We start from the raw sequence: 24,847 nt of genomic DNA, 5'->3' as shown, positions 1-24,847 counted from the left end.
ATAAGGTTAGCCGTAACCACCCTAATTCTTCTTCTATTATTGAATTATAAATGTTGCTGATATGTAAATTTTTAGTTGACCTCTTGGTCAAATTAGCCAATTATTGACCCAAAGGTCAGAAAATTAATTAACGAATCAGACAGTGACAAGGAGGTCTCTTGATTACTTTTTTACTCAATCAAGAAATCAGACAAGAAACAAATGTCTCCCCTAACATGACAGTGCTCAATTACTTACGCACTCATGTTAAAAAAACCGGAACCAAAGAAGGCTGCGGTTCTGGAGACTGTGGCGCATGTACTGTGGTACTTGGTGAGCTTGTTGATGGCAAGCTTCAGTATCGCAGTGTCAACTCGTGCTTGACCTTTATCTCAGCATTGCATGGCAAACAGCTCATCACCGTTGAAGATCTACAAGCTCGGGATCGCTCGCTCCATCCGGTACAGCAGGCGATCGTCGACTTTCATGGGTCTCAGTGTGGCTATTGCACCCCTGGATTTATCATGTCGATGTTCGCTCTGACAAAAAACAAACCCAATGCCAGCAAAGGGGACGTCATGGAATCTCTGGCGGGCAACTTGTGTCGCTGTACTGGTTACCGCCCTATCGTAGATTCGGCATTATCACTGTGCTCTGAAGACCGCATTGTCGACCAGTTTTCTGAGCTTGAGCGTGACACCATTCAGAAGCTCGAATCGATTCAGGACGAAGACGCCAGCTTACGCCAAGGGCATCTGACCGCATTCTCCCCCAAGACTATCAACGAACTGGCTAAACTCTACAAAGCGCATCCACAGGCCAAACTGGTTGCCGGTGGCACGGATCTGGCATTGGAAGTGACGCAGTTTCATCGAGAGATCGAGACCCTGATCAGTGTGAATCTGGTCGAGGAAATGAAAGTGTGTGAAGAAACTGAGCATGCGTTGGAAATTGGTGCCAACCTGCCAATCAGCGATGCCTATCAGTTGTTAACCAGACACTATCCCGACTTTGGTGAGTTACTTCATCGCTTTGCCTCATTGCAGGTGCGCAATCAGGGTACAATTGGTGGCAACATTGCCAATGCCTCTCCTATCGGAGATACGCCGCCACTATTGATTGCTCTGGATGCCAGCATCCAGCTTCGTTGTGGAGACAAGGTTCGAACGATGCCAATTGAAGAGTACTTCATTAGCTATAAAGTGACAGCGCAACAAGAAAGTGAATTTATCGAGAAAATCATCATCCCTAAACCTTCCAAGGGTGTGTTTCGAGCTTACAAACTCTCTAAACGTCTGGATGATGACATTTCCGCGGTCTGCGGTGCCTTCTTGGTAACCATTGAAAACCAACAAATTACGGCAGCACGTGTCGCGTTTGGCGGCATGGCAGCCATCCCCAAACGAGCGAGTCTCTGTGAACAGGCGCTGGTCGGCGAAGCCTGGAACGAAGCAACGATTGAAACGGCAATGGCAGCGTTAAAAAACGACTTTGAACCTTTGTCCGATTTTCGTGCCAGCCAGGAGTACCGTACGCTGACCGCCGCGAATATGCTCAAACGCTATTACATCGAAACCAATAACACCAACAATCTGATTGAAACGAGGGTAACGTCATATGTCTAACGTGAATCATCAGCAACTGACTCACGAAGAGATGGTTGCCATTGTTAAGCAAGATTTGAAAACTGGTGTGGGCAAGAGTGTTAAACATGACAGCGCTGCCAAACAAGTGACGGGTGAAGCCGTCTATATTGACGACCGTTTGGAATTCCCGAATCAGCTTCATGTCTATACGCTATTGAGCACTCAGGCCCATGCCAGAATCACCAAACTGGATGTGACTCCCTGTTATGACTTTGAAGGCGTGGCGATCGCTATCACCTCTCAAGACGTCCCGGGACAATTAGACATTGGCGCCATATTGCCCGGCGATCCACTATTGGCTGACGGCGTTGTGGAGTATTACGGCCAGCCCATTATTGCTGTTGCGGCAAACGATCTGGAGACCGCTCGCAAAGCTGCTCACGCTGCTATCGTCGAATACGAAGCGCTACCCTCGATTCTGGATGTTAAGGAAGCGCTGGCGCAACAACATTTTGTTACTGAGAGCCACCAGCAAAAGCGTGGAGACTCAGAAAAAGCACTGGCGAGTGCAAAACACGTTATTGAAGGCGAACTGGAAATAGGCGGTCAGGAACACTTCTATCTCGAAACTCAAGTCAGCAGTGTCATGCCCACTGAAGATGGTGGCATGATCGTCTACACTTCCACTCAAAACCCAACCGAAGTGCAAAAACTGATCGCAGAGGTACTGGGTATTGCGATGCACAAAGTGGTTGTGGACATGCGCCGTATGGGTGGCGGATTTGGCGGTAAAGAGACACAAGCAGCAGGGCCTGCCTGTATGTGTGCGGTGATCGCTCATTTAACTGGTCGTCCCACAAAAATGCGCCTGCTCCGAAACGAAGATATGACCATGACTGGCAAGCGCCATCCATTCTATAACCAGTACAAAATTGGCTTTGATGACAATGGGGTTATTCAAGGGGCAGAAATTACCGTCGCTGGGAATTGTGGCTACTCACCCGATTTATCAAGCTCGATTGTCGACCGCGCGATGTTCCACTCAGACAATGCCTATTATCTGGGAGACGCAACGGTGACAGGCCACCGCTGTAAAACCAATACCGCTTCGAACACCGCTTTTCGCGGGTTTGGTGGCCCACAAGGTATGATGACCATTGAGCACATTATGGATGAGATCGCTCGTTACCTTAAAAAAGACCCTTTAGAAGTCCGCAAAGCGAACTACTATGGCGATGAAGGGCGCAATGTCACTCACTACTATCAGACCGTCGAAGATAATTTCTTACCAGAGATCACGGAACAGCTTGAGCGAAGCAGTGATTATCACGCAAGACGAAAAGCCATCGCTGAGTACAATGCAAACAACCCTATTCTCAAGAAAGGGTTAGCCATCACACCGGTCAAGTTCGGGATCTCGTTTACCGCAACCTTCCTGAATCAGGCTGGTGCACTGATTCATATCTACACCGATGGCAGTATTCATCTGAACCATGGTGGTACAGAAATGGGCCAGGGCCTGAATATCAAAGTGGCTCAAATCGTAGCAGAGGAGTTCCAAGTAGATGTTGACCGTATCCAAATCACCGCAACGAACACCGACAAAGTGCCGAACACCTCGCCCACTGCGGCCTCATCGGGCGCCGACCTCAATGGTAAGGCTGCACAAAACGCTGCAATCACCATTAAGCAGCGTCTGATTGAATTTGCTGCCTCGCACTTCGGTGTCACGCCGGAAGAAGTGGTCTTCAAAAATGGCATGGTGCAAATTCGTGAAAAAATCATGACATTCGCAGACTTTGCTCAGTTAGCGTGGATGAACCAAATCTCCCTTTCGAGCACAGGATTCTATCGCACACCGAAGATCTACTATGACCATGAAAAAGCACGTGGTCGCCCGTTCTATTACTTTGCCTATGGCGCATCGTGCTCAGAGGTTGTCATCGATACACTCACAGGTGAATACAAGATCCTGCGTGTCGACATTCTTCACGATGTAGGAGCATCACTGAATCCGGCTATCGATATCGGTCAGGTCGAAGGTGGGTTTGTGCAAGGTGTGGGCTGGCTGACCACAGAAGAACTGGTCTGGAATGAACAGGGACGACTCATGACCAATGGCCCGGCGAGTTACAAAATCCCGGCTGTTGCGGATATGCCCATTGATTTCAGGACACATCTACTTGAAAACAGAAGTAACCCTGAAGACACAGTGTTCAACTCCAAAGCAGTGGGTGAGCCTCCATTCATGCTTGGCATGTCCGTGTGGAGCGCGCTCAAAGACGCAATTTCCTACGTTGCCGTTGACGGTGCCATTCCCAAGTTGAATACCCCTGCAACGCCAGAGCGCGTACTGATGGCAGTACAGGAAGTGATGCAAGGCAACACGCTGTCTGCTGGCACCACCACCGAAACCCACTAATAGGAGGTCACTATGTTTAAGGACAACTGGATTCATGAACTCGCAAAACTTGAAGAAAACCACGAGCCCTGCGTCATGGTGACTGTATTAGAAGACCGGGGCTCCGTGCCACGTGATGCGGGCACGAAAATGCTGGTCACGCGCGATAAGATCGTCGCCACGATAGGTGGCGGACATCTGGAGCACGTGGCCGCCAAGATGGCACGGGAAATGCTAATTTCAGGTGAAAGCGCATTGAAAGTAGAACGCTTTAATCTGGGCGCCCGTCTCGGTCAGTGTTGCGGCGGAGTCGCCACGCTCAGCTTTGAACCCATTGGCACCATGCAGAAGCATTTGGTGCTCTTTGGTGCAGGACATGTAGCAAAAGCACTGCTGCATATTGTTGCTACACTCCCTTTCAGAGTGACCTGGATTGATGAACGTGAAGCAGAATTTCCCGAGACAATACCGGAAGGTGTGAAAAAGTTAGTCTCAGACGACCCGGTTGGCGAAGTCAGGCACATGCCACCAAACAGTTACTATTTGGTCATGACCCACAACCATCAACTCGATTTCGAGCTGTCAAAAGCTATTATTGATCGTAATGACAGTGCGTATTTTGGGATGATTGGTTCACTGACTAAACGTAAAAAATTCGACTACCGTTTGTATCAACGCGGCTATTCTCAAGAGCAAATCAACACCATGGTTTGTCCAATAGGCATCAGTGCCGTCACTGGCAAGCATCCGGCAGAAATTGCTGTTTCAGTGGCCGGCGAGTTGATTTCCGTTTATCAGGGCAACCCTGTGGAGCAAAAGCGCTCGGATTCGTCTCAATCATTGCATGAAGTAAGTTAAAAACTTACTCAAAGACTCAGAATCAATGCCGCCAATTCACGATGGGATTGGCGAAAAGGAAGTACCATGACATCGCAACGCAAGGCCTATCGCGCCAGTATATTACACAGTATTGCCGACCCCAAAGATGTCGGTTTAGACAACTCATACCAATATTTTGAAGATGGTATGATCGTCGTCGAAAACGGGTTGATTATTGATATCGGCACCGCCACTGACGTACTGGCCAGGCAACCTAAGTCATTAAAGGTGAAAACCTACAAAGATAAACTCATCACCTCAGGCTTTATCGATACCCATATCCACTACCCTCAGACGGGCATGATCGCCTCCTACGGCGAACAGCTACTTGATTGGCTGGAAAACTACACTTTCCCAGAGGAGAGACGCTTCAAAAACCCAATGTACGCGCTGAAAGTCGCCAAGCTATTTTTCGACGAACTTGCCAGCAACGGAACCACCACCGCGTTGGTATTTGGCACGGTGCATAAAGAATCAGTCGACGTGTTTTTTGAAGAAGCCGAAAGGCGACAGCTTAGAATGATTGCCGGGAAAGTTCTGATGGATCGCAATGCACCGGACTATCTCACCGACACCCCAGAATCTGGCTATCAGGCGTCAAAGGAACTGATTGAGAAATGGCACAATCGTGGGCGACTCCATTATGCGGTCACTCCCCGCTTCGCTCCAACCAGTACGCCCGAGCAGTTGGCAACGGTTGGCAAGCTTCTTGAGGAATACCCTGACGTGTACATGCACACTCACTTATCAGAGAATAAAAAGGAAATTGAATGGGTTCTGGAACTGTTCCCTGAGCGCGACAGCTATCTCGATGTTTATGACCATTATGGCCTGCTTCATGAACGCTCTGTGTTTGCACATGGCATCCATTTGTCAGACTGTGAGTGTCAGCGGCTAGCGGATACAGGCTCTGCCATCGCCTTCTGCCCTACATCAAACCTGTTTTTGGGCTCAGGTCTGTTCAAACTTAATAAGCTTGAAGACAAAGGCATTCGCATAGGTATGGGCACCGACGTCGGAGCTGGAACCAGCTTTTCCATTCTTCAGACCATGAGTGAAGCTTATAAAATAATGCAGTTGCAGCAAAAGAAACTGCATCCATTGAAGTCACTGTATCTGGCCACACTTGGCGGAGCCAAAGCTCTCTATCTGGATGATAAGATCGGTAATCTGGCGGTTGGCAAAGAAGCAGACTTTGTGGTTTTAGATCTGCATGCCACTCAATTGATGCGCTTTAGAATGAATCAAGCCAGAACCCTCGAAGAGAAATTGTTCGTGTTAATGAGCCTTGGGGATGACCGAGCCGTGAGCGAAACCTATATCTATGGCGACCTCGCCTATGATGCCAAAGGAGAACGAGACAAGCGATTGGTGAGCTAACCAACCGCTACATTTAACTGCCTTTACTGGGGTGATTAGCAACGAGGATCACCCCAATCACAATCAATATTGCCCCACCCAACCTCTGTGGTGACAGTTCGATTTTTGGGTATCCCAGCAACCCATACTGGTCAAAAAACAGCGAGGCAATCACCTGGCCACACACTATCGAGATCGCCAAAGCTAAAGCCCCTAGCATGGGTGCCAGGTATATCGACATTGCAATATTAAACGCCCCCAGAAAACCACCCAACCATGCCCACCAGGGTATTGACCTGATAGATCCGGATGGAAACCAAGGCTTACCTTCGATGAGGACTAAAGTACCCAGAACCAGGGTTCCAATCACAAATGAGATAAACGCGGCCTGCAGTGGTGAACTAAGCCCACTGCGTAATTGAGCATTGATCCCTGCCTGCGATGCCAGTGTCATTCCTACAATGACACTGAGTATCACTAATACAAAACTGGTTAGGTTTGCCACATCTGCTCCTTATCCGCCATCACTCATTCAAGCGTAGCACTTCAATCCTGAAAAATTTCCTGTACATTATTAATACGACCAGTTGGATATAGGGACAATAAATGACAGAAAAGGTTTTCGCAGTCATCGGAACCGGCGCAATAGGTGGCTATTACGGAGCCCGCCTTCATCATGGTGGCCACGATGTTCACTTTCTTTTTAACAGCGATTATCAGCACGTCACCGAGCACGGCTTAACCGTAGATTCCCATTACGGTGACTATTCAATTGATAAAAAGCAACTCAACGCTTACGCAGACACAAGCGAGATGCCAAAAGCCGATGTAATTCTGATCGCTTTGAAAACAACCCAGAATCATCTGCTTGATACCCTTCTTAAGCCACTGCTCAAGCCAGACTCTTTAGTGATGCTGCTGCAAAATGGCATTGGAGCAGAACAAGAAATTGCACAACACTTCGATTTACCCTACGTGGGGGGCGGTCTGTGCTTTATCTGCTCAAACAAGACCGGGCCAGGCCACATTCATCATATCGATTATGGCCGCATTACCATGGGTCTCTATGGAGAAAAACAGACAACTGCTCTGGATGAATTTGCCGAGGATCTGCTTCAGGCAGGTGTCGATGTCGAAATCGACCGCAACATCATCGATGCGCGCTGGAAAAAGCTCCTTTGGAACATCCCGTTTAACGGCTTATCCACGGTGTTAAACGCCGATACCAAACAAATGATGAACTGTAATGAACTGGTTGAATTATCCCGAAGCATTATGGGTGAAGTTCAGCAGGCTGCGCAGACAACGGATACACTGATAGAAGACGCGCTCATCGATGCGATGTTAACCAACACAGCCAAAATGAAGCCGTACCTGACAAGCATGCTGCTCGACAGGCGCCATCAACGCGAACTTGAGCTTCAGTATATGTACAAAAATGCCATCGACATGGCCGATAAACAGGGTGTGTCGATGCCCAAAACACAAGCGCTTTATCAGCAGTTGTGTTTTATTAACCAACAAATAAAGAATGAGGGTTAACCATGGCGAACCCCGAATACCAGGAAGAACTGGACCGTACTGATAAACTGAGTGTGTGCCTCTACCGTGTTGGCATTTCATTGTTTTCACTCGCCAGTCTGGTTCTGGCAGCACTCTCCTATGAGGCCATCGCTATTGGTAGCAAGGGCTCACCCTATGAGCTCCCGGCTTATTGGAGTATGCTTATCGCAACCGCGCTCTGCGCTGCGAATATTCATATCTACGATAAAAAAATACGAATGGTCATTGCCTGGAGTGGCTGGATATCCATCCTGCTTGCTTCCATGCTATCTCCTGTCTGGCTTACTCTCGGATTTAGCTTTATCACGTTTTCCGGCATCGCTCTTAAAGAGTCGTTCTGTTTTAAGGTTCCCGGGTTGAAGCTGGTTCCTGTTTGTCTGGTTATTGCCGTGTTATGTATGATGCTAAGCAAGTTATTAGTATTAAGTGCTCTGCTTTTGGTGGTGGGACTGGTTATGGGGTTTCTTTCTGTCAAAAAATGGCAAATGCCTCTGCACTTTGACATCGGTATTAAGGCGAATTACCAGATATAGAAAAGCCAGAGCATATGCTCTGGCTTCTAGTTTCATCACTTTTGCTATTGGATCTGAGCGCCCTGCTCAACCCACTCACCTATCAGAACGCGTTCTTCATCGGTCATTTGAGTCAGGTTGCCCAATGGCATCACTTTCGTCGTAACGGTTTGTGCCACTATTCTCGGTACATTCACTTTGATCTCTTCTGGAGTATCCAGAATGACACCCGCTGGCGCAGTTTGGAACGCGGCATGTGTCGGGGTCGCAGAATGGCACACCGAGCAACGTTCCTGAATCACCTGATTAATTTGCGAGAATGGAATGGTACCATCGCTATTCGCGACCTGTGCCTCAGTCATTACTTCACCGCCATGTTGTACTGATTTGACGTTGGCGACTGGAGCCACTGGCTTATTCGCGTACGGTGATGTCACGAACGCCAGTGTGACCATCCCCAGCGCTGCAGCTGGTATCGTCCATGCAAACTTTTGACTACCATGACGAGTATTAAAATAGTGGCGAACCAGGATACTGAACACCGACAAGCCTGCCAGAATCAACCAGTTGAACTCTGAGCCGTAGGTGCTCGGAAAATGGTTACTGATCATAATGAACAGTACCGGAAGCGTCAGGTAGTTATTGTGTCGAGAACGCAGTAATCCTTTAGCGGGCAAGCTTGGATCAGGCTCAACATTCTCCTCAATCGCTTTTACCAGGTTTCGCTGAGCGGGCATGATCACAAAGAATACATTACCCACCATGATGGTGCCGATAATTGCACCCACATGGATGTAGGCTCCGCGCCCACTGAATACCTGAGTAAGACCATAAGCGGCAGCAACCAAGGCTAGAAACAGCACGATACCCAATAGTAACGGTGTTTTTCCCAATGGCGAGTTACACAGTAAATTGTAAATAACCCAACCGGAAATCAATGAAGCGACGCCAATCATAACTGCGGTCGCCGAATCTATTCCAGAGCCTGGCGCAACCAGATAGATTTCTGCATTAAGGTAATACACTACGCCAAGGAGCAGGACACCTGTTATCCAGGTAAAGTACGCTTCCCACTTAAACCAGTGCAGATTTTCCGGCATTTTTGGTGGAGCCAGTTTGTATTTCTCTAAATGATAAATACCGCCACCGTGAATCGCCCAAAGATCCCCCGAAAGGCCCTCTCTTGGATTGCTACGATTCAGGTTATTTTCAAGCCAAACGAAGTAGAATGACGCACCAATCCATGCGATACCTACTATCATGTGAACCCAGCGAATAGCCAGATTCAGCCATTCTGTCATGTGTGGATCCATAACACACTCCTCGTAAGCAGCTTAGACACTCGCTTGCTGCTTCTCTTTATCTTGTTTGTTCCTACCGAAGTCTTCTGGCAGCTCCTGCAGGTCGAGCTGTACAAGGTCATGTTCAAAAAACACCTCATCACAGTTATGCCCTTCCCCGCCTCTGTCTACAATCAGGAATTGATCCTGATCGACCAACGCCAGGACAGGATGGTGCCAAACCCCTTTGTGATAATTGACGCCTTGACGACCGTTGCTTAAGAATGCTCTGCACTCTGCTAATGACGGATTGTCTCCTTTAGGAGCTACGACGATAAGATACGGTTGACCAAGTAGTGGTATAAACGCCTGAGAACCTAGTGGGTGGCGCTCTAGCATCGATATCGTTAACGGATACTCAAGTGGCGTAGCCTGAAAGATGCTCATAATGGCATGCCCACCCTGATCCTCCACATCCGCTTGCGCTAATTTGTGGTAGCGACGCGTTGAGCCGTTGTTGATCATGAAATAATCACTATTTTCTACCTCAATAACATCGCCAAATGCGTCAAACGCCTGTTTGGTTAACGGTTCAATAGTGAGTCGACGTATACCAGTACTCATAAAAATTCCCTCTGTTAAGTTTAGTCCGCTTTCGTGCCAAACAGGCGCAAGCGACTAATCCCACCATCCGGGAAGATGTTCAGCCGGACATGAGTAACCGGCCCAATGTCATTCACTTCAGCCACAAATTCATGGATATTGTGTGCACTGAGTTTTTGCGATGGAAGCAACTCTTTCCAGAACAGACTCTGCGTTGCCACCTGATCATCAGTGCCTCCTTTGACATTAGCGGCCTGAATAGAGCAGCTGTCCGGGTAGTTGCCCTTAAAGTGCGCCGTGTCTACCACCACTCTGCCAACGTTTCCTGCATGACCGAGAGCAACAATCACCCAGTCGTTACCCGGTGTTCTGCGACGTGCCGTTTCCCAGCCATCCCCCATGTTCTCACCACGACCCGGACCGAGAATATTGGATTTGTTGCCATAGTGTTCATCACTACATGCTAACGCTCGACCGCCGTTCTCAACTGCGGCCAAATCGACTTGTTGCAGTTCGTCAATCGCATCCCAGTCGACACTTGGACTGCCATAAACACGTAACCGCGCCACGCCACCATCTGGGTAGATATTGAGTCGAACATGGGTGTAGACCTTATCACTATTGATTTCAGACAGATGATGTTTATCACCTTCCAGGCTTTGTGACGGAAGTATTTCCTCCCAGTCCGTGGCGTCCGTTGGATCCGCGTCCGGACTGTAAATCGCATCGATAGATGCTGAAGGGGGGAAGTTTCCGGTAAAAAACGACGTATCGATGTCTATTCCGGCAATGGTACCGGCCAGCCCGAGTTTAACAACGCAGTAATCATAACCTTCCCCACGCTTGCGACGACTTTCCCAGCCGTCCATCCATTTACCATTGTCATCATAAAGGTCCTCTTTCCATACCGGAGCTTCACGACGAAGTAAGCGACTCTTATCTGCAAAGAAATCGTCAGTAGCGTAGAGCGCCTGTGCGCCCAGTTTGTCATCTGCAAGGTTGATGTATTGTTCAATATTCAAAGACATTTCCTGTCATCCAGTTCAATTAATCCAATAAATAATAAAATGAGTACCTGTCGAACTTTGCGTTATCCCTTTATTACGAACCTTGTGGCCGAGGGCGCTTAACGTTATAGACAGGTGATAAGAGATAGCTGCCTTTCCTTTGACTTACATATCTCTCAAGCGAAATAACGCGATCTTATTGATTTCGTTAATCGCTGTAGCAAACTCAGTTTCACTATCATTGCCTAATCGCATCTCGAACGATTCAAGAATTTGGTAACGATTGGCCCCTTTTACCGCCATGATAAAGGGAAAGTTGAAGCGACTTTTGTAGCTGTTGTTATAGGTGGTGAATTTTGCAAACTCCTCTTCAGAGCACTGGTCGATACCTGCACCAGCCTGCTCTGCGGTCGATGCCGCTGTGAGTTCGCCGTTTATCGCAGCTCGCCCGGCTAAGTCTGGGTGAGCATTAATCAAATCCAGTTGCTGCTCTTTTGAAGCACTTAACAGAGTTTGTGCCATTTTCTGATGTAAAACTTCAATCTGGTCATCCTCTGAATGGATACCAGAATCAAACACCGACTCAGCAACCCAGGGACTGTGCTCATAAATATCCGCAAAGCAGGAAACAAACTCGTCACGTGCCATCTCTGTTGGTTTGCAAGATTTAAAATGACTCATTAGTTTGCTCCTTACTGTTCGCTAGGTTGATAGGGATGGTGTTCATGCCAATGCCTGGCAATATCGATACGTCGACACAACCAAACATCTTGGTGCTGCTTTACATAATTGAGAAAACGCTTGAGAGACGCAATGCGCCCCGGGCGACCAATCAGTCGGCAATGCAGTCCGATGGACATCATTTTGGGTGCGGTGGCTCCTTCCTCATAAAGTGTGTCGAACGTATCTTTTAAATATTGATAGAATTGCTCGCCCGAATTAAACCCTTGTGCGGTAGCAAATCGCATGTCATTGACATCTAAGGTGTAGGGAATAACCAGTTGTGGCCTGCCGGCTTCGGTGTGCCAGTATGGCAGGTCGTCGTCATAAGCGTCGGAGTCGTAAAGGAAGCCTCCCTCTTCGGCAACCAGTCGACGGGTGTTTGGACCCGTTCGCCCTGTATACCAACCCAAAGGGCGTTCACCCGTCACTTGCTTGATAATTTCAATCGCCTTGATCATGTGGTCACGTTCTTGCGACTCATCCATATATTGGTAATCAATCCAGCGATAGCCATGACTGCAGATTTCATGACCCGCTTCCTTCATTGCATTAGCGACGTCAGGGTAACGTTCTACCGCCATTGCTACCGCGAATATGGTCAACGGAATATCATATTGCTCAAACAAGCGAAGCACTCGCCATACTCCGACACGACTGCCATATTCATAGATAGATTCCATGCTGATGTGGCGCTCACCTTTGATTGGCATTGCGCCAGGGATCTCTGATAAAAAAGCCTCAGACTCCTCATCACCATGTAGCAAACAGCGTTCACCACCCTCTTCATAATTCAATACAAAGGAAACCGCGATTCGTGCGTTATTAGGCCATTTGGGGTGAGGGGGATTCGCTCCGTAGCCGATGAGGTTGCGCGAATAATCCTTATTCATCCACAGACTCCTTGTTGATTTATCACGTGCGCTTTATTACACAGGTTTTCTATTTGGTTTACTTAATTGTATACAATAATTTATCTCAATGTAAAGATTTTGTTTATTAAATTACATTGCGGGAATATATCTATAATATTCAAGCACTTATTATTTTAAGAACAGATCTTACGCCCAAATACAGGGCACATTCACCAATGAAGCGCACCGTTTTGATGCAACATTTTTATAACATCAACCTTTACTATTGGTGCAAATTGTGTACATATTAATATCAGTAGAATGAAATCGTCCTGGTGTTTGTATACAGGATATGGACTTTGACATTATAGGAGCGCGCGACAGCGCGAGTGGATTATGGGACGACTAACAACGCATGTTTTGGATACAGCTAGTGGTGTGCCGGGAGCAGAAATTCAGGTGGACTTATTTCGTATAGAAGGGGAAGAAAGCCATTTTGTTAAGAGTGTTTTGACCAATTTCGATGGCAGAACTGACTCTCCAATTCTGGAGGGAGACGAATTTACCACTGGCAAATATCAGCTGATTTTCCATGTGGCCAGTTACTTTGAGCGCAAAAACACTCCGTTAGATCCCATTCCTTTCCTCGATGATATTGTTATTAGGTTTGGTATTCATGATGACGAGTCACACTATCATGTTCCCCTACTCGTCTCCCCTTACAGTTTTTCAACCTATCGAGGCAGTTAACCTAGTCAGGTTCACCCTCTCCCGGCCAGTATGAGACACAGACAGGCAACCTCACACTGACCGAGAATCCGCTCTCTGACCGGAGCAACGAGTAAATTGGAATGCACCTTCCTCAATAGAGGTATGGCATCGCTGCACCACAGTGACGTCACGGGTACTGCTGTTTTCAATTTAAGGAAAAGCAACAAAATCATACCCGCCTTCGGCATTAAGGGTATTGTATAAAGGACTTACTCAAATGAATGAAAGCAAAGCAGAAGTGCTCAACGAATCGACAGGAAACGGCGTATTAGATCGCTTTTTCAAGATCAAGCAGCACGGCTCGAGCGTTAAGAATGAGCTCGTCGGAGGTGTCACGACCTTTGCTACCATGGCGTACATCATTTTCGTTAACCCAAGCATTATGGCAGCCTCTGGGATGGATCAGGGAGCGGTGTTTGTCGCAACCTGTATCGGAGCAGCCATTGGCTGCTTACTCATGGGGCTGTTTGCCAATTGGCCTGTAGGGCTGGCACCAGGCATGGGGCTTAACGCCTTTTTCTCTTTCACAGTAGTAAGTGAAATGGGTTATAGCTGGGAAGTGGCACTAGGCGCTGTGTTTATTTCCGGGATCCTATTTGTCGGCATGAGTTTTTACAAAATCAGACAATGGATTATCGAAAGTATTCCGGAAAGTTTGCGCTACTCAATGACAGCTGGTGTCGGCTTGTTCCTCGGCCTGATTGGTTTAAAAACCGCAGGTATTGTGGTTGAAAATCCAGCCACTCTCGTATCACTTGGCGACTTCACCAAGCCCGATGCTCTGCTGGCAGCAATCGCGTTTTTGATCATTGCCGTACTCAGCGAACGTCGCGTATTTGGCGCAGTACTCATCGGTATTCTCAGCGTCACCATTATCGGTATGATGCTGGGTTTGGTTCAATACAACGGCTTCTTCTCCGCACCACCAAGTATCGCGCCAACCTTTATGGCAATGGACATCACCGGCGCACTTAATGTATCTATGATAAGCGTTATTCTTGCCTTCCTGTTTGTAAACATGTTTGACACCGCAGGAACCCTGATGGGCGTTGCTGAGCGTGCTCACCTCATCAATAAGGAAACCGGACGCATCGAAGGGCTGAGTAAAGCGCTCAAAGCGGACAGTATCTCAAGTGTAGCGGGTGCTTGTGTAGGTTGTCCCCCGGTCACCAGTTATGTTGAGAGTGCCGCAGGTGTCGCTGCGGGCGCCAGAACCGGCCTTTCCGCTATCGTGGTTGCGGCGTTATTTCTGGCGGCCATTTTCCTATCCCCTCTCGCTGGAATGATTCCGTCCTATGCCACCGCAGGTGCTTTGATTTACGTTGCGTTCGTCATGATGAGCAGCATGCAGCATGTGGACTGGAAGGATTTCACCAACGGTGCACCCGCAGCCATTACCGCACTGATGATGCCGCTTACCTTCTCTATTGCGAACGGCATCGCTTTAGGCTTCATCACCTATACCGTGCTTAAAGTCGCCACTGGTAAAACCAAAGACGTCTCTATCTCGATGTATCTGCTAAGCGCCATCTTTGTCGCCAAACTGGTGTTCATCGGCTAGACACTTCCTCCGGTGGTAAGCGCTATCAGTGCTTACCACCCGTTATTCTCCCTGCGCGTTGAGGTCAGCATACAGAACGTGCAGGAGTTCTGTCGCTACGAAGTTTGTAGAAGTCACCATGTCACAACCAAGGAAGAGCCGGGATAACGCTCTCTAAAGGAACAAGTATGAAACTTCTGTATACCCTGAACCAAAAACCGCCTCATGGCATGACTTTCTTACTCGCCCTGCAACATATGCTGGCCTCTATTGGTGGAATCGTTGCTGTTCCACTCATTGTCGGTGCATCAATCGGGCTTCCCAATGATGAAATCGTTTCTTTGATCAATGCCGCTCTTCTGGTGTCCGGTATTGTCACCATCGCCCAATGTGTCGGAATCGGACCCGTTGGCATTAAACTCCCAGTGGTCATGGGCTCGAGCTTTGCGTTTCTCGGCGTCGCCATTTCAATCGGCAATGAAAGCGGCGTCGCAGGCATCATGGGCGCAGCACTGGTCGGCTCTTTCGTCGTCGTCATCGCCAGCTTCTATATGGATAAAGTGCGCAAACTCTTCCCGACCGTCGTCAGTGGCGTGGTCGTCACACTGATAGGGTTAACTATTTTACCTGTCGCCATGAACTGGGTGGGCGATGCGCCCGCCGTGAGCAGTGAGTTTGCAACCCTGCCCAAGTTGTTTCTTGCTGCAGTTTCACTTGGAATCGTCGTTGCGGTATCCGTTTACTGTAAAGGTGCCGTTGCTGCTTCGGCCATTGTTATCGGGCTGGCGGGCGGTTATCTCGTGGCGTTATCGATGGGCATGGTCAATCTGGAGCAAATTAGCACAGCGGCCTGGATTGGTGGCGCAGAGCCTTTCAAGTACGGCCTGACTTTTTCCGCCAGTGCCATCGTTAGCATGAGTCTGGTTTATATCGTGGTCATCGCCGAAGCCACTGGTGACTTTATGGCCCTTGCCAATAACTGCCAAACGAAAATTGATGGTAAAGATCTCAAACGAGGACTGCTCGGCGATGGCCTGGGTAGCACGCTCGCCGCTTGTCTGACCGCGATGCCTCTGGCTTCATTCAGTCAAAACGTAGGCATAGTCGGCATCACGGGTGTGGCTAGTCGCTATGTGGTGGCTGCAACTGGGGCGCTGCTTATCCTTGCTGGCCTGTTTCCCAAACTGGCAGCGATCGCAGTCACCATCCCCAAGCCGGTTCTGGGTGGAGTTGGCTTCGTGATGTTCGGTATGATCGCCTACGCGGGTATTCGCATGTTAATCAAAGCGGCGGATACCAAGCGCAACGCCCTGGTCATTTGTGTGGGCTTAGCATCAGGGCTGGCCGTGACTTTTGAACCGCGCTTATTGCAGCACTTGCCTCATGAGTTATCTAACTTTCTCCATTCTGGCATTACCACAGGCACAATCGTCACGGTTTTACTGCATCAATTGTTGCCCAAGTCCTCTAAACAAGAAGAACAAGAAGCGCACGCTGAAATACGCGCGATGGTAAAAGAGGAAATGAATGAGCTGGAACAACAGGAAGAAAGCCAAGAAATATCACAGACAGAATTACCGGCAAAAAGTAATAATTAGTCATTAACAACGTTTGGCTATCACTCACCGGTGCTCTGATATATTGGCTTAGATATCGATGTAGAGCACCTTATATTCATCTAAAAAACCATAAAGACCCTCTTCCCTGAAAAGGCTGAGATGGCTAAGGATTACTATGAATGGAAACCGTATGGATTAAGAATCCACTTGCGATCTACACAGGTTCATCAGAAGATGCCAGCGGCGGTATTGTCGTAGAAGGCAATCAGATTATCGAACTGGTCGCAAAACACCAAGAGCCCACAACCACTATCACCAGTGTCGTTGACGCTTCACAGCATGTGGTGACCCCGGGCCTAGTCAACGCCCATCACCATTTCTATCAGACTCTCACCCGCGCTTATCCCGACGCTCTCAACAAAGAGTTGTTCCACTGGTTACAGAGCTTATATCCTGTCTGGGCTAACCTCGATGAAGAAATGATGACTGTGGCGACTGAGCTGGCTTTGGTCGAGCTGCTCATGTCAGGCTGCACCACCGCGTCAGACCACCACTACCTTATCCCTAACGGACTGGAGCATGCGATAGATCTTCAGGTCGAAGCCGCTAAGAAGCTTAGAATTCGCGCCATATTCACTCGTGGTTCCATGAGCCTGGGAGAAGATGATGGTGGACTGCCACCACGTCATACAATACAAACCGAACAGACCATCGTTGACGACAGCTTACGTTTGATCAGTAGCTATCATCAACGTGAGGATGGAGCGATGACCCAAATCGCGCTCGCACCTTGCTCGCCATTCTCGGTAACCACAGGGCTGATGAAAGAGACGGCGCGAATCGCCAAAAATGAGTCAGTGATGACGCACACGCACCTGTGTGAAACGCTTGATGAAGAAGATTTCTGTCTCGAGAAATTTGGCATGCGTCCGGTTGATTACCTAGAGGATGTCGGTTGGCTGAACGAGCGAACCTGGTTGGCGCACGGGATTCATTTCAACAGTGAAGAGATCCAACGACTGGGCAAGGCTGAGGTCGGCATCTGTCACTGCCCGACATCCAATATGATGTTGGCCTCCGGTATCTGTAAGAATAACGAACTCGAGGCCGCCGGAGTGAAAGTGGGGCTTGGGGTGGACGGTTCTGCCTCCAATGATGGCTCTAACCTGATAGCTGAGGTTCGCATGGCGATGTACCTACAGCGTCTTCGCTATGGCTCCAATAATGTGAGTCATTTTGATGCGCTTCGCTGGGCGACATCAGGTTCAGCACGAGCGATGGGGCGAACAGATATTGGCGAACTCAGTGTAGGCAAACAAGCCGACATTGCCATGTTTAGGCTCGACGACATCCGCTTCTCTGGCAGCCACGACCCTCTAGCCGCTTTGCTACTGTGCGGTGCACAACAAGCCGATCGAGTAATGGTAGCTGGACAATGGCGAGTGCATGATGGCGCGGTGATTGGTGTCGATTTAGCGCAACTTATTGATAGGCACAGAACCGCTGCGAAGAGGTTGAGACAAAAGGCTACAGGTATTTAATTGCCCGAATGTGCCTGGCTAAAAAAATTGCCTATCCGTTGAGAGCCAGAATTATTCTGGCTCTCCATGTTTGTCGTGAAAACTCTCTAGCAACTCTACTTCCTTTGCTCTTTTTTCATCTAACGCACGAGCTGCATAACGAACTGCAAACACACAAAGCAGCATCATAATAAACGGGATGGAAGCGAGCGAGATTTCTAACCAGGGGAAGTCGGTGAAATATTTAGATAATAGCAAGTGAGAGATGATATTAAGCAAGGCAATAACCACAGCAACCACCAATAATTTCATCTCTTTGTTCATCTTGTTCCCTTTTTATTCACCTTAAAAGCCTACTTCTCGCGAACTCACTGAGCATCAAACCCGGCTCATCACGCCACAGCCCTGAATCACCATTTTTGTTAAAAACTGGGCCGCTTCTTCGTAATCTGCATCGGTCAGTTCCGTCTTGTCGAGCACACTACAGATCTGCCAGTTAAAATCCGCATAGGTTTGTGTTGCAGACCAAATGGCAAACATCAGATGATGAGGGGGCACATCGTCCATCAGCCCCTGTTGAGACCAACGCGCGAACTTAGCAATGATCATCTGCGACTGTTCCAGCAGTTTGGTGCGAATCGATTCTGGCAGCACTTTAGCACCGGACATCACTTCACTGGCAAAGACTCTTGAAGCGTGTGGGTGATCACGAGAAATAGTGAGTTTGGTGCGAATATATTGCGTCAGTGCTTCGACAGGATCGTCAAGCTGCTCAATGGGATGCGAGGCCTCAAGCAGTGGCTGAGTGACGGTCTCCAATACCGCGTAATAGAGCTTGTCTTTTGAGCTGAAGTAATAGAACACATTAGGCTTGGGAATGTCTGCCGCTTTGGCAATATCGACCATCTTTGTTGCAGCGTAACCATGCGTAGCAAACTGTTCGCTGGCCACTTCGATAATAAGGTCTTGGTTCTTTCGTCTGATTCGAGACATAGGATTCCCTGCATTCCTTCGCTACTTATGTCATCTTAATGAAATCAAAGAAGAAGTCCAAATATTAACGGGAGAAGTGAGAGATAAAAAATCCCGAAACCGATACAGACCGTTGCCTGTTAATATTGAAGTTAGAAGCCCAAAAACTCCAATAACGACCTGCACAGTTTCGAGAACGCGTATAAAAGGAGACAAAACTACGCGATTTATGCGGAAATCATAACTCTACCGGCTCAAGCGCAACGGCCTGAGCATCAGAATCAATCATTGCGGATTGAATGGTTGGAACGCGCCTCTATCGCTTTGACCAACGCGGAGTGATCCCAATTTTCACCCCCTAGTTTTGCGCATTCACCGAATAGAATCTGAGCGTTCTCAGTATTTGGCAATGCTACTTCCAGTTCTTTCGCGCCAGTTAACGCAAGATTCAGGTCTTTCTGGTGAAGGGCAATTTTAAAGCCAGGATCAAACGTGCCTTCCACCATGCGCTCGCCATGGACCTCAAGGATTTTCGAATTGGCAAAGCCGCCAAGTAGCGCCTGACGAACGCGTGCCGGATCAGCCCCTGCTTTGGATGCAAACACCAGCGCTTCGGATACCGCTTCGATATTGAGCGCAACAATGATCTGGTTGGCAACTTTACAGGTTTGACCGGCTCCACTATCACCCACTAAGGTGATGTTTTTGCCGAGTTTTTCGAAAATTGGACGAGCGCGGTCAAACGCTTCCTGATCTCCGCCAACCATGATGCTCAACGTGGCGTTGATAGCGCCGACTTCACCACCCGAGACCGGAGCATCGAGATAGTGAGCCCCGCTTTCTTTAATGCGTTTAGCAAATGACTTGGTTGCAATTGGAGAAATGGAACTCATGTCGATAACAAGCTTGTCTGACGTCGCTGCCAATCCTTCTTCTACGCCATTAGCACCAAACAATACGTCTTCAACTTGCGGGGTGTTAGGCACCATCAGGATGACCACATCTGCCGTTTCTGTCGCTTGTTTTGGGGAATGGCAAACCATCGCACCACGTGTCACCAGTTCGACTGGCGGTGCACTAAAATGGTCGGATAGTACGATGTCGTAACCCGCTGCCTGTAGGTTTTTCGCCATAGGCAGGCCCATAATACCAGTGCCAATGAATGCAATTTTCATAGTGTGTTCTCCTTAACGTTTCGGTTTATTGAAATGCGTTTAACCAAGAAAGTCCTTCTTCCGTGGTGGTCTTCGGCTTGTACTCACAACCGACCCAACCCTGATAGCCAAGGGCATCGAGCTCGCGTAACACAAAGTCATAGTTAATCTCACCCGTTCCCGGTTCGTGACGACCAGGGTTATCGGCCAGTTGAACGTGGGAAATCTGCGATAAGTTGCTACTCATTGTTGGGATAAGGTCCCCTTCCATGATCTGCATATGATAGATATCGTACTGAAGTGACAAGTTATCACTGCCCACCTCTTCCACGATCGACTTCGCCTGCTCCGTTGTGTTCAGGAAGAAACCCGGAATATCTCGGGTATTGATGGCTTCTATCACCAGTTTGATGCCTGCAGCTTCAAGCTGCTGCGCGGCATACCTGAGGTTAATCACAAAGGTGGTACGTGCATCCTGTTCGGTCACCCCTTCAGGCACAATCCCCGCCAGGCAGTTGACCTGACGACAGTCGAGCGCTTGCGCATATTCAATGGCTTTACCTACCCCTTGCTGAAACTCCTCAATACGCGTTGGGTCTACAGCGATGCCTCGGTCTCCGGCGTCCCAGTCCCCGGCAGGAAGATTGAACAGCACCTGCGTCAGGCCATGTTGCTCCAGATGCGTTTTGATCGTTGCGACATCAAAATCATAAGGAAACAGATACTCTACCCCCTGAAACCCGGCTTTTGCGGCTTGTTCGAATCGACTCAGAAAATCGACTTCGGTAAATAACATAGATAAGTTGGCTGCAAATTTTGGCATTGTGCTCTCCCTTACTGACCGTTTGTTGCATTCACTGAAGATAAAGCCGTTGGCGCATCGCTGGCCGACTCCGCCAGAGGTTCAAACTCATTGATGGCGTTAATCTCTGTACCCATAGCGATATTGGTGACACGCTCCAGTATGACTTCCACCACAACCGGTACCTGATGCTTCGCCATCAGTTCTCGCGCTTGAGCGAATGCATTTTGAATCTCGTCAGGTTTGGTCACTCGTATCGCTTTACAACCCAGCCCCTCAACCACCTTGACATGATCGACACCGTAACCTTTAACTTCGGGAGAATTCTGGTTTTCAAATGCCAATTGTACGCAATAATCAATGTCGAACTGACGCTGCGCCTGGCGAATCAACCCCAGATACGAATTGTTCACCACCACGTGGATATACGGCAGGTTGAACTGCGCGCCCACCGCTAACTCTTCAATCATGAACTGAAAATCATAGTCACCTGAAATGGCCACGACATCACGATTTGGATCGGCCGCTTTCACGCCCAACGCTGCCGGAGCTGTCCATCCCAAAGGACCCGCCTGCCCACAATTAATCCAATGTCTTGGTTTGTAAACATGGAGGAACTGCGCGGCAGCAATTTGGGACAAACCAATCGTGCTGACGTAGCACGTATCACGGCCAAAGGCCTGGTTCATCTCTTCATAGACCCTCATCGGCTTGATAGGCGCTTCGGTAAAGTGAGTCTTACGCAGCATGGTGGATTTGCGCTGCTGACACTCTCCGACCCAGGAAGCTCGGTCAGGCAGTTGATTGTCGGCGGCACGCGCCCTGGCCACATCCACCAATAGTTCAAGTGCTGCTTTCGCATCAGAAACAATACCAAGGTCCGGACAGAAGATGCGCCCAATTTGTGTAGGCTCGATGTCGACGTGGACAAACTTACGACCTTGGGTATACACATCTAAGGAGCCCGTATGTCGGTTCGCAAAACGGTTACCAATGCCAAATACGAAGTCAGAATTCAGCAGAGTTTCATTACCATAACGGTGAGCGGTTTGTAGCCCTACCATGCCTGCCATCAGCTCATGGTCGTCCGGGATAGACCCCCACCCCATCAACGTTGGAATCACAGGTACACCGGTAATTTCAGCAAATTGTTGCAACAACTCTGACGCTCCGGCGTTAATGACGCCGCCACCAGAAACAATCACGGGTTTTTCTGCCGCACACAACATATCGAGTGCTTTTTCTGCCTGCTCACGTGTCGCTGATGGTTTGTACGTTTCCAGCGGCTGATAGGTATCGATATCAAACTCTATTTCAGCCAACTGCACATCCAGCGGCAGATCAATAAGTACCGGGCCAGGTCTGCCTGAACGCATCAGATGGAAAGCTTTCTGAAATGCACGCGGCACTTGCGCTGGCTCCAGTACTGTCGTGGCCCACTTAGTAACTGGCTTAGCTATCGACTCTATGTCTACTGCCTGAAAATCTTCTTTATGTAATCTCGCTCTGGGCGCTTGTCCTGTAATGCAAAGAATAGGGATGGAATCGGCAGAGGCCGAATACAGACCGGTAATCATATCGGTCCCCGCAGGTCCCGATGTGCCGATACACACACCGATATTGCCCTGATTAGTTCGGGTGTAACCCTCTGCCATATGCGATGCCCCTTCGACGTGACGAGCCAACACATGATTAATGCCGCCAAGGTGCTTCATTGCCGCATACATAGGGTTAATCGCCGCCCCTGGTACTCCAAACGCGATATCCACGCCCTCTTTCTTAAGCACTGCAACGGCTGCTTCGATTGCTTTCATTTTTGCCATTCCAATATCCCTCTCAGATTGTATACAATTGAAAACCATATTGTGTACTATGACTCAATACCAGAGAATCGCAACCCCAAATTCAACATTTTTGCAACATAGAGCCTATGCACTAAGTAGCCACTTACCTCGGGCATCATGAAAACTATAGCTTTACATGGAATATCTTTACGTAAAAATAATTCCCCAAAAAATTGATGAGAAAATAATGTTAAATACTCTTTGATCATTTGTTTGTTTTCTCATATAAGTAGATACGAGGATACAGTTTTGTATACAAAATAAGAAAGTATTGTTTAAAGGAGACAAACAATGGCACTTAATGAGGTAATGGACACAGCACTGGCAGATTGTATTCAGGTAGTCGGTGAAATTAAGTCACCGGATTACCAAACGATTCTCAGCCCAGATGCACTCGCCTTTTTGGAAAGCCTGGTGAAACAGTTCGGTCAAAGACGCGATCAACTGCTGCGCGACCGCGAAACTCAACAAGCTGCATTCGACGCAGGAGAACTGCCTGATTTTCGTGCTGATACGAAAAAAATTCGGGAAGATAGCAGCTGGAAGGTTAGCCCACCACCCGCTCCACTATTGGATCGTCGCGTAGAAATTACTGGCCCCGTTGACCGTAAAATGGTCATTAATGCCCTTAATTCCGATGCGAAAGTATTCATGTGCTGCTTCGAAGATGCCTCTTCACCCACATGGGAAAATATGGTCGAAGGTCAAATCAACTTGCGTGACGCCAATCTGGGCTCCATCAGCTATTACGACGAATCGAAGGGTAAGCTGTACTCACTTCATGATGATCCCGCTCTGCTGATTGCACGACCAAGGGGACTTCATCTTCCTGAAAAATCGATTCAGTTTCAGGGCCAACCTATTGCAGGCTGCCTGATGGACTTTGCATTGTACTTCTTCCATAACTACCAGTCGCGCGCAAGACAAGGCTTGGGCGTGTACTACTACATTCCAAAGCTAGAAAGTATGGAAGAGGCCCAGTGGTGGGATGATGTATTTTCATATGCAGAAAGTTATTTTGAGGTGTCCAACGGCACGATTCGAGCAACCGTGCTGATTGAAACGCTGCCAGCAGTATTTCAGATGGACGAGATCTTATACGCGATGAAGGACCACATTGTGGCGATGAACTGCGGTCGTTGGGACTACATCTTTAGTTATATTAAAACCCTTAAAAACCATCCGGACCGAATTCTGCCGGACCGCCACGGCATTGGCATGGATAAAGCGTTTCTCAATGCCTACAGCCAGCTTCTGGTCAAAACTTGCCACCAACGTGGTGCACTGGCGATGGGTGGAATGTCGGCCTTTATCCCAGCCAAAGATCCCGAAGAGATGGCTCGCGTTAAAGCGAAAGTGATTGAAGATAAACAACGCGAGTCCAACAACGGTCACGACGGAACCTGGGTCGCTCACCCAGCGCTGGTCGATTTGGCTATGTCCGTATTTGATGACCACCTAAAAGGTAAAGTCAATCAGTTGGATTTTGTCAGCACAGATGCAGAGATCACTGCCGAGACATTGCTGGCACCCTGTAACGGTGTCAGAGACGAAGCTGGCGTGCGTAAAAACATTCGGATTGCCCTCTACTACATCGAGGCCTGGATACAGGGTCATGGATGTGTCCCTATTTATGGTTTGATGGAGGACGCTGCCACCGCAGAGATCTCACGCGCTAATATCTGGCAATGGATCCATCACGGTATCACGCTGGACGATGGACAAAAGTTCACTGCACCTTTATTTCACACATGGCTCGATGAGGAGCTCACCACGATTAAACAGGAAGTGGGCGAAGCCCGTTATGCTGCTGGTCGCTTTAATGAAACCGCTGACCTTTTTTATAAGCTCTCCACAGCAAAACAGTTCGCCAACTTCCTGACCCTTCCAAGCTATTCGTTGCTATAGCTCAGTAACCATTGGGCGCAGCACATCTCGCAGA

The 24,847-nt window shown here is 48.5% G+C and carries 22 protein-coding genes; 11 read left to right on the top strand and 11 right to left on the bottom strand.

Annotation, left to right across the window (positions count from 1 at the left end):
• Positions 1–215 precede the first annotated feature (215 nt).
• The 4 genes from xdhA (at position 216) to guaD (ending at position 6,225) form a co-directional block, all read left to right on the top strand.
• A complete protein-coding gene (gene xdhA, locus C4S60_RS06700) occupies positions 216–1,604 on the top strand; it encodes a xanthine dehydrogenase small subunit (protein WP_244183053.1) in 1,389 nt (462 codons plus the stop codon).
• Positions 1,597–3,987: a xanthine dehydrogenase molybdopterin binding subunit gene (gene xdhB / locus C4S60_RS06695; RefSeq protein ID WP_103879573.1), complete on the top strand. Its 2,391-nt coding sequence runs from the start codon at positions 1,597–1,599 to the stop codon at positions 3,985–3,987. The genes xdhA and xdhB overlap by 8 nt, the downstream gene beginning before the upstream one ends.
• Before the next feature lie 12 nt (positions 3,988–3,999).
• Positions 4,000–4,824, top strand: a complete 825-nt coding sequence (gene xdhC / locus C4S60_RS06690) for a xanthine dehydrogenase accessory protein XdhC (RefSeq protein ID WP_103879572.1) — start codon at positions 4,000–4,002, stop codon at positions 4,822–4,824.
• Between the two features lie 66 nt (positions 4,825–4,890).
• Positions 4,891–6,225 (top strand): guanine deaminase, encoded by a 1,335-nt coding sequence (guaD, locus tag C4S60_RS06685; protein WP_103879571.1) that lies wholly within the window; start codon positions 4,891–4,893, stop codon positions 6,223–6,225.
• Positions 6,226–6,238: 13 nt separating this feature from the next.
• On the opposite strand, the gene C4S60_RS06680 is transcribed toward guaD, so the two are convergent.
• Positions 6,239–6,709, bottom strand: a complete 471-nt coding sequence (locus C4S60_RS06680) for a DMT family transporter (RefSeq protein WP_103879570.1) — start codon at positions 6,707–6,709, stop codon at positions 6,239–6,241.
• A gap of 101 nt (positions 6,710–6,810) precedes the next feature.
• Between C4S60_RS06680 and C4S60_RS06675 the strand changes: the two genes are divergently transcribed.
• On the top strand, positions 6,811–7,746 hold the full coding sequence (locus C4S60_RS06675; RefSeq protein WP_103879569.1) for a putative 2-dehydropantoate 2-reductase: 936 nt from the start codon (positions 6,811–6,813) through the stop codon (positions 7,744–7,746).
• Between the two features lie 2 nt (positions 7,747–7,748).
• Positions 7,749–8,300 carry a DUF2301 domain-containing membrane protein gene (locus C4S60_RS06670; RefSeq protein ID WP_103879568.1) on the top strand — a complete coding sequence of 184 codons (552 nt, stop codon included), beginning with the start codon at positions 7,749–7,751 and terminating at the stop codon, positions 8,298–8,300.
• A 44-nt stretch (positions 8,301–8,344) separates the two neighbouring features.
• Here the strand turns inward: C4S60_RS06670 and C4S60_RS06665 are convergent, their stop codons facing one another.
• The 5 genes from C4S60_RS06665 to puuE all read right to left on the bottom strand — a co-directional run bounded on the left by C4S60_RS06665 (position 8,345) and on the right by puuE (position 12,782).
• On the bottom strand, positions 8,345–9,592 hold the full coding sequence (locus C4S60_RS06665; protein WP_103879567.1) for a urate hydroxylase PuuD: 1,248 nt from the start codon (positions 9,590–9,592) through the stop codon (positions 8,345–8,347).
• A 21-nt stretch (positions 9,593–9,613) separates the two neighbouring features.
• A complete protein-coding gene (locus C4S60_RS06660) occupies positions 9,614–10,183 on the bottom strand; it encodes an ureidoglycolate lyase (protein WP_103879566.1) in 570 nt (189 codons plus the stop codon).
• Between the two features lie 20 nt (positions 10,184–10,203).
• Positions 10,204–11,190, bottom strand: coding sequence for an allantoicase (gene alc, locus C4S60_RS06655; protein ID WP_103879565.1), 987 nt, complete (start codon positions 11,188–11,190; stop codon positions 10,204–10,206).
• Positions 11,191–11,334: 144 nt separating this feature from the next.
• On the bottom strand, positions 11,335–11,850 hold the full coding sequence (gene uraD / locus C4S60_RS06650; RefSeq protein WP_103879564.1) for a 2-oxo-4-hydroxy-4-carboxy-5-ureidoimidazoline decarboxylase: 516 nt from the start codon (positions 11,848–11,850) through the stop codon (positions 11,335–11,337).
• Between the two features lie 11 nt (positions 11,851–11,861).
• Positions 11,862–12,782, bottom strand: coding sequence for an allantoinase PuuE (gene puuE, locus C4S60_RS06645; protein WP_103879563.1), 921 nt, complete (start codon positions 12,780–12,782; stop codon positions 11,862–11,864).
• Between the two features lie 357 nt (positions 12,783–13,139).
• Here puuE and uraH point away from each other — a divergent pair, with 357 nt between their 5' ends.
• From uraH to C4S60_RS06625, 4 genes are all read left to right on the top strand, one after another.
• Complete coding sequence (uraH, locus tag C4S60_RS06640; RefSeq protein ID WP_103879562.1) at positions 13,140–13,493, top strand: hydroxyisourate hydrolase; 354 nt, start codon at positions 13,140–13,142, stop codon at positions 13,491–13,493.
• A gap of 238 nt (positions 13,494–13,731) precedes the next feature.
• Positions 13,732–15,075, top strand: coding sequence for an NCS2 family permease (locus C4S60_RS06635; RefSeq protein WP_103879561.1), 1,344 nt, complete (start codon positions 13,732–13,734; stop codon positions 15,073–15,075).
• 167 nt (positions 15,076–15,242) lie between these two features.
• Positions 15,243–16,652 (top strand): nucleobase:cation symporter-2 family protein, encoded by a 1,410-nt coding sequence (locus C4S60_RS06630; RefSeq protein WP_103879560.1) that lies wholly within the window; start codon positions 15,243–15,245, stop codon positions 16,650–16,652.
• 140 nt (positions 16,653–16,792) lie between these two features.
• Complete coding sequence (locus C4S60_RS06625) at positions 16,793–18,154, top strand: 8-oxoguanine deaminase (protein WP_103879559.1); 1,362 nt, start codon at positions 16,793–16,795, stop codon at positions 18,152–18,154.
• Positions 18,155–18,205: 51 nt separating this feature from the next.
• Here C4S60_RS06625 and C4S60_RS06620 read toward each other — a convergent pair whose 3' ends face one another.
• From C4S60_RS06620 to gcl, 5 genes are all read right to left on the bottom strand, one after another.
• The gene (locus C4S60_RS06620; protein WP_103879558.1) at positions 18,206–18,457 is read right to left on the bottom strand and encodes a hypothetical protein; all 252 of its coding nucleotides are present in this window, start codon (positions 18,455–18,457) and stop codon (positions 18,206–18,208) included.
• Between the two features lie 54 nt (positions 18,458–18,511).
• Complete coding sequence (locus tag C4S60_RS06615; protein WP_103879557.1) at positions 18,512–19,126, bottom strand: TetR/AcrR family transcriptional regulator; 615 nt, start codon at positions 19,124–19,126, stop codon at positions 18,512–18,514.
• Positions 19,127–19,386: 260 nt separating this feature from the next.
• Positions 19,387–20,280, bottom strand: a complete 894-nt coding sequence (locus tag C4S60_RS06610) for a 2-hydroxy-3-oxopropionate reductase (protein WP_103879556.1) — start codon at positions 20,278–20,280, stop codon at positions 19,387–19,389.
• Between the two features lie 25 nt (positions 20,281–20,305).
• Positions 20,306–21,082 (bottom strand): hydroxypyruvate isomerase, encoded by a 777-nt coding sequence (gene hyi, locus C4S60_RS06605; protein WP_103879555.1) that lies wholly within the window; start codon positions 21,080–21,082, stop codon positions 20,306–20,308.
• Between the two features lie 11 nt (positions 21,083–21,093).
• Entirely contained in the window at positions 21,094–22,884 is a 1,791-nt protein-coding gene (gene gcl / locus C4S60_RS06600) for a glyoxylate carboligase (protein ID WP_103879554.1), read from the bottom strand.
• Between the two features lie 330 nt (positions 22,885–23,214).
• Between gcl and aceB the strand changes: the two genes are divergently transcribed.
• Entirely contained in the window at positions 23,215–24,813 is a 1,599-nt protein-coding gene (aceB, locus tag C4S60_RS06595; RefSeq protein ID WP_425275111.1) for a malate synthase A, read from the top strand.
• The last annotated feature ends 34 nt before the right edge of the window (positions 24,814–24,847 follow it).

It is taken from the genome of Vibrio hangzhouensis, from assembly GCF_900107935.1.
Classification (GTDB): Bacteria; Pseudomonadota; Gammaproteobacteria; order Enterobacterales; family Vibrionaceae; genus Vibrio; species Vibrio hangzhouensis.
This window is presented reverse-complemented; position numbering and strand designations above follow the sequence as displayed.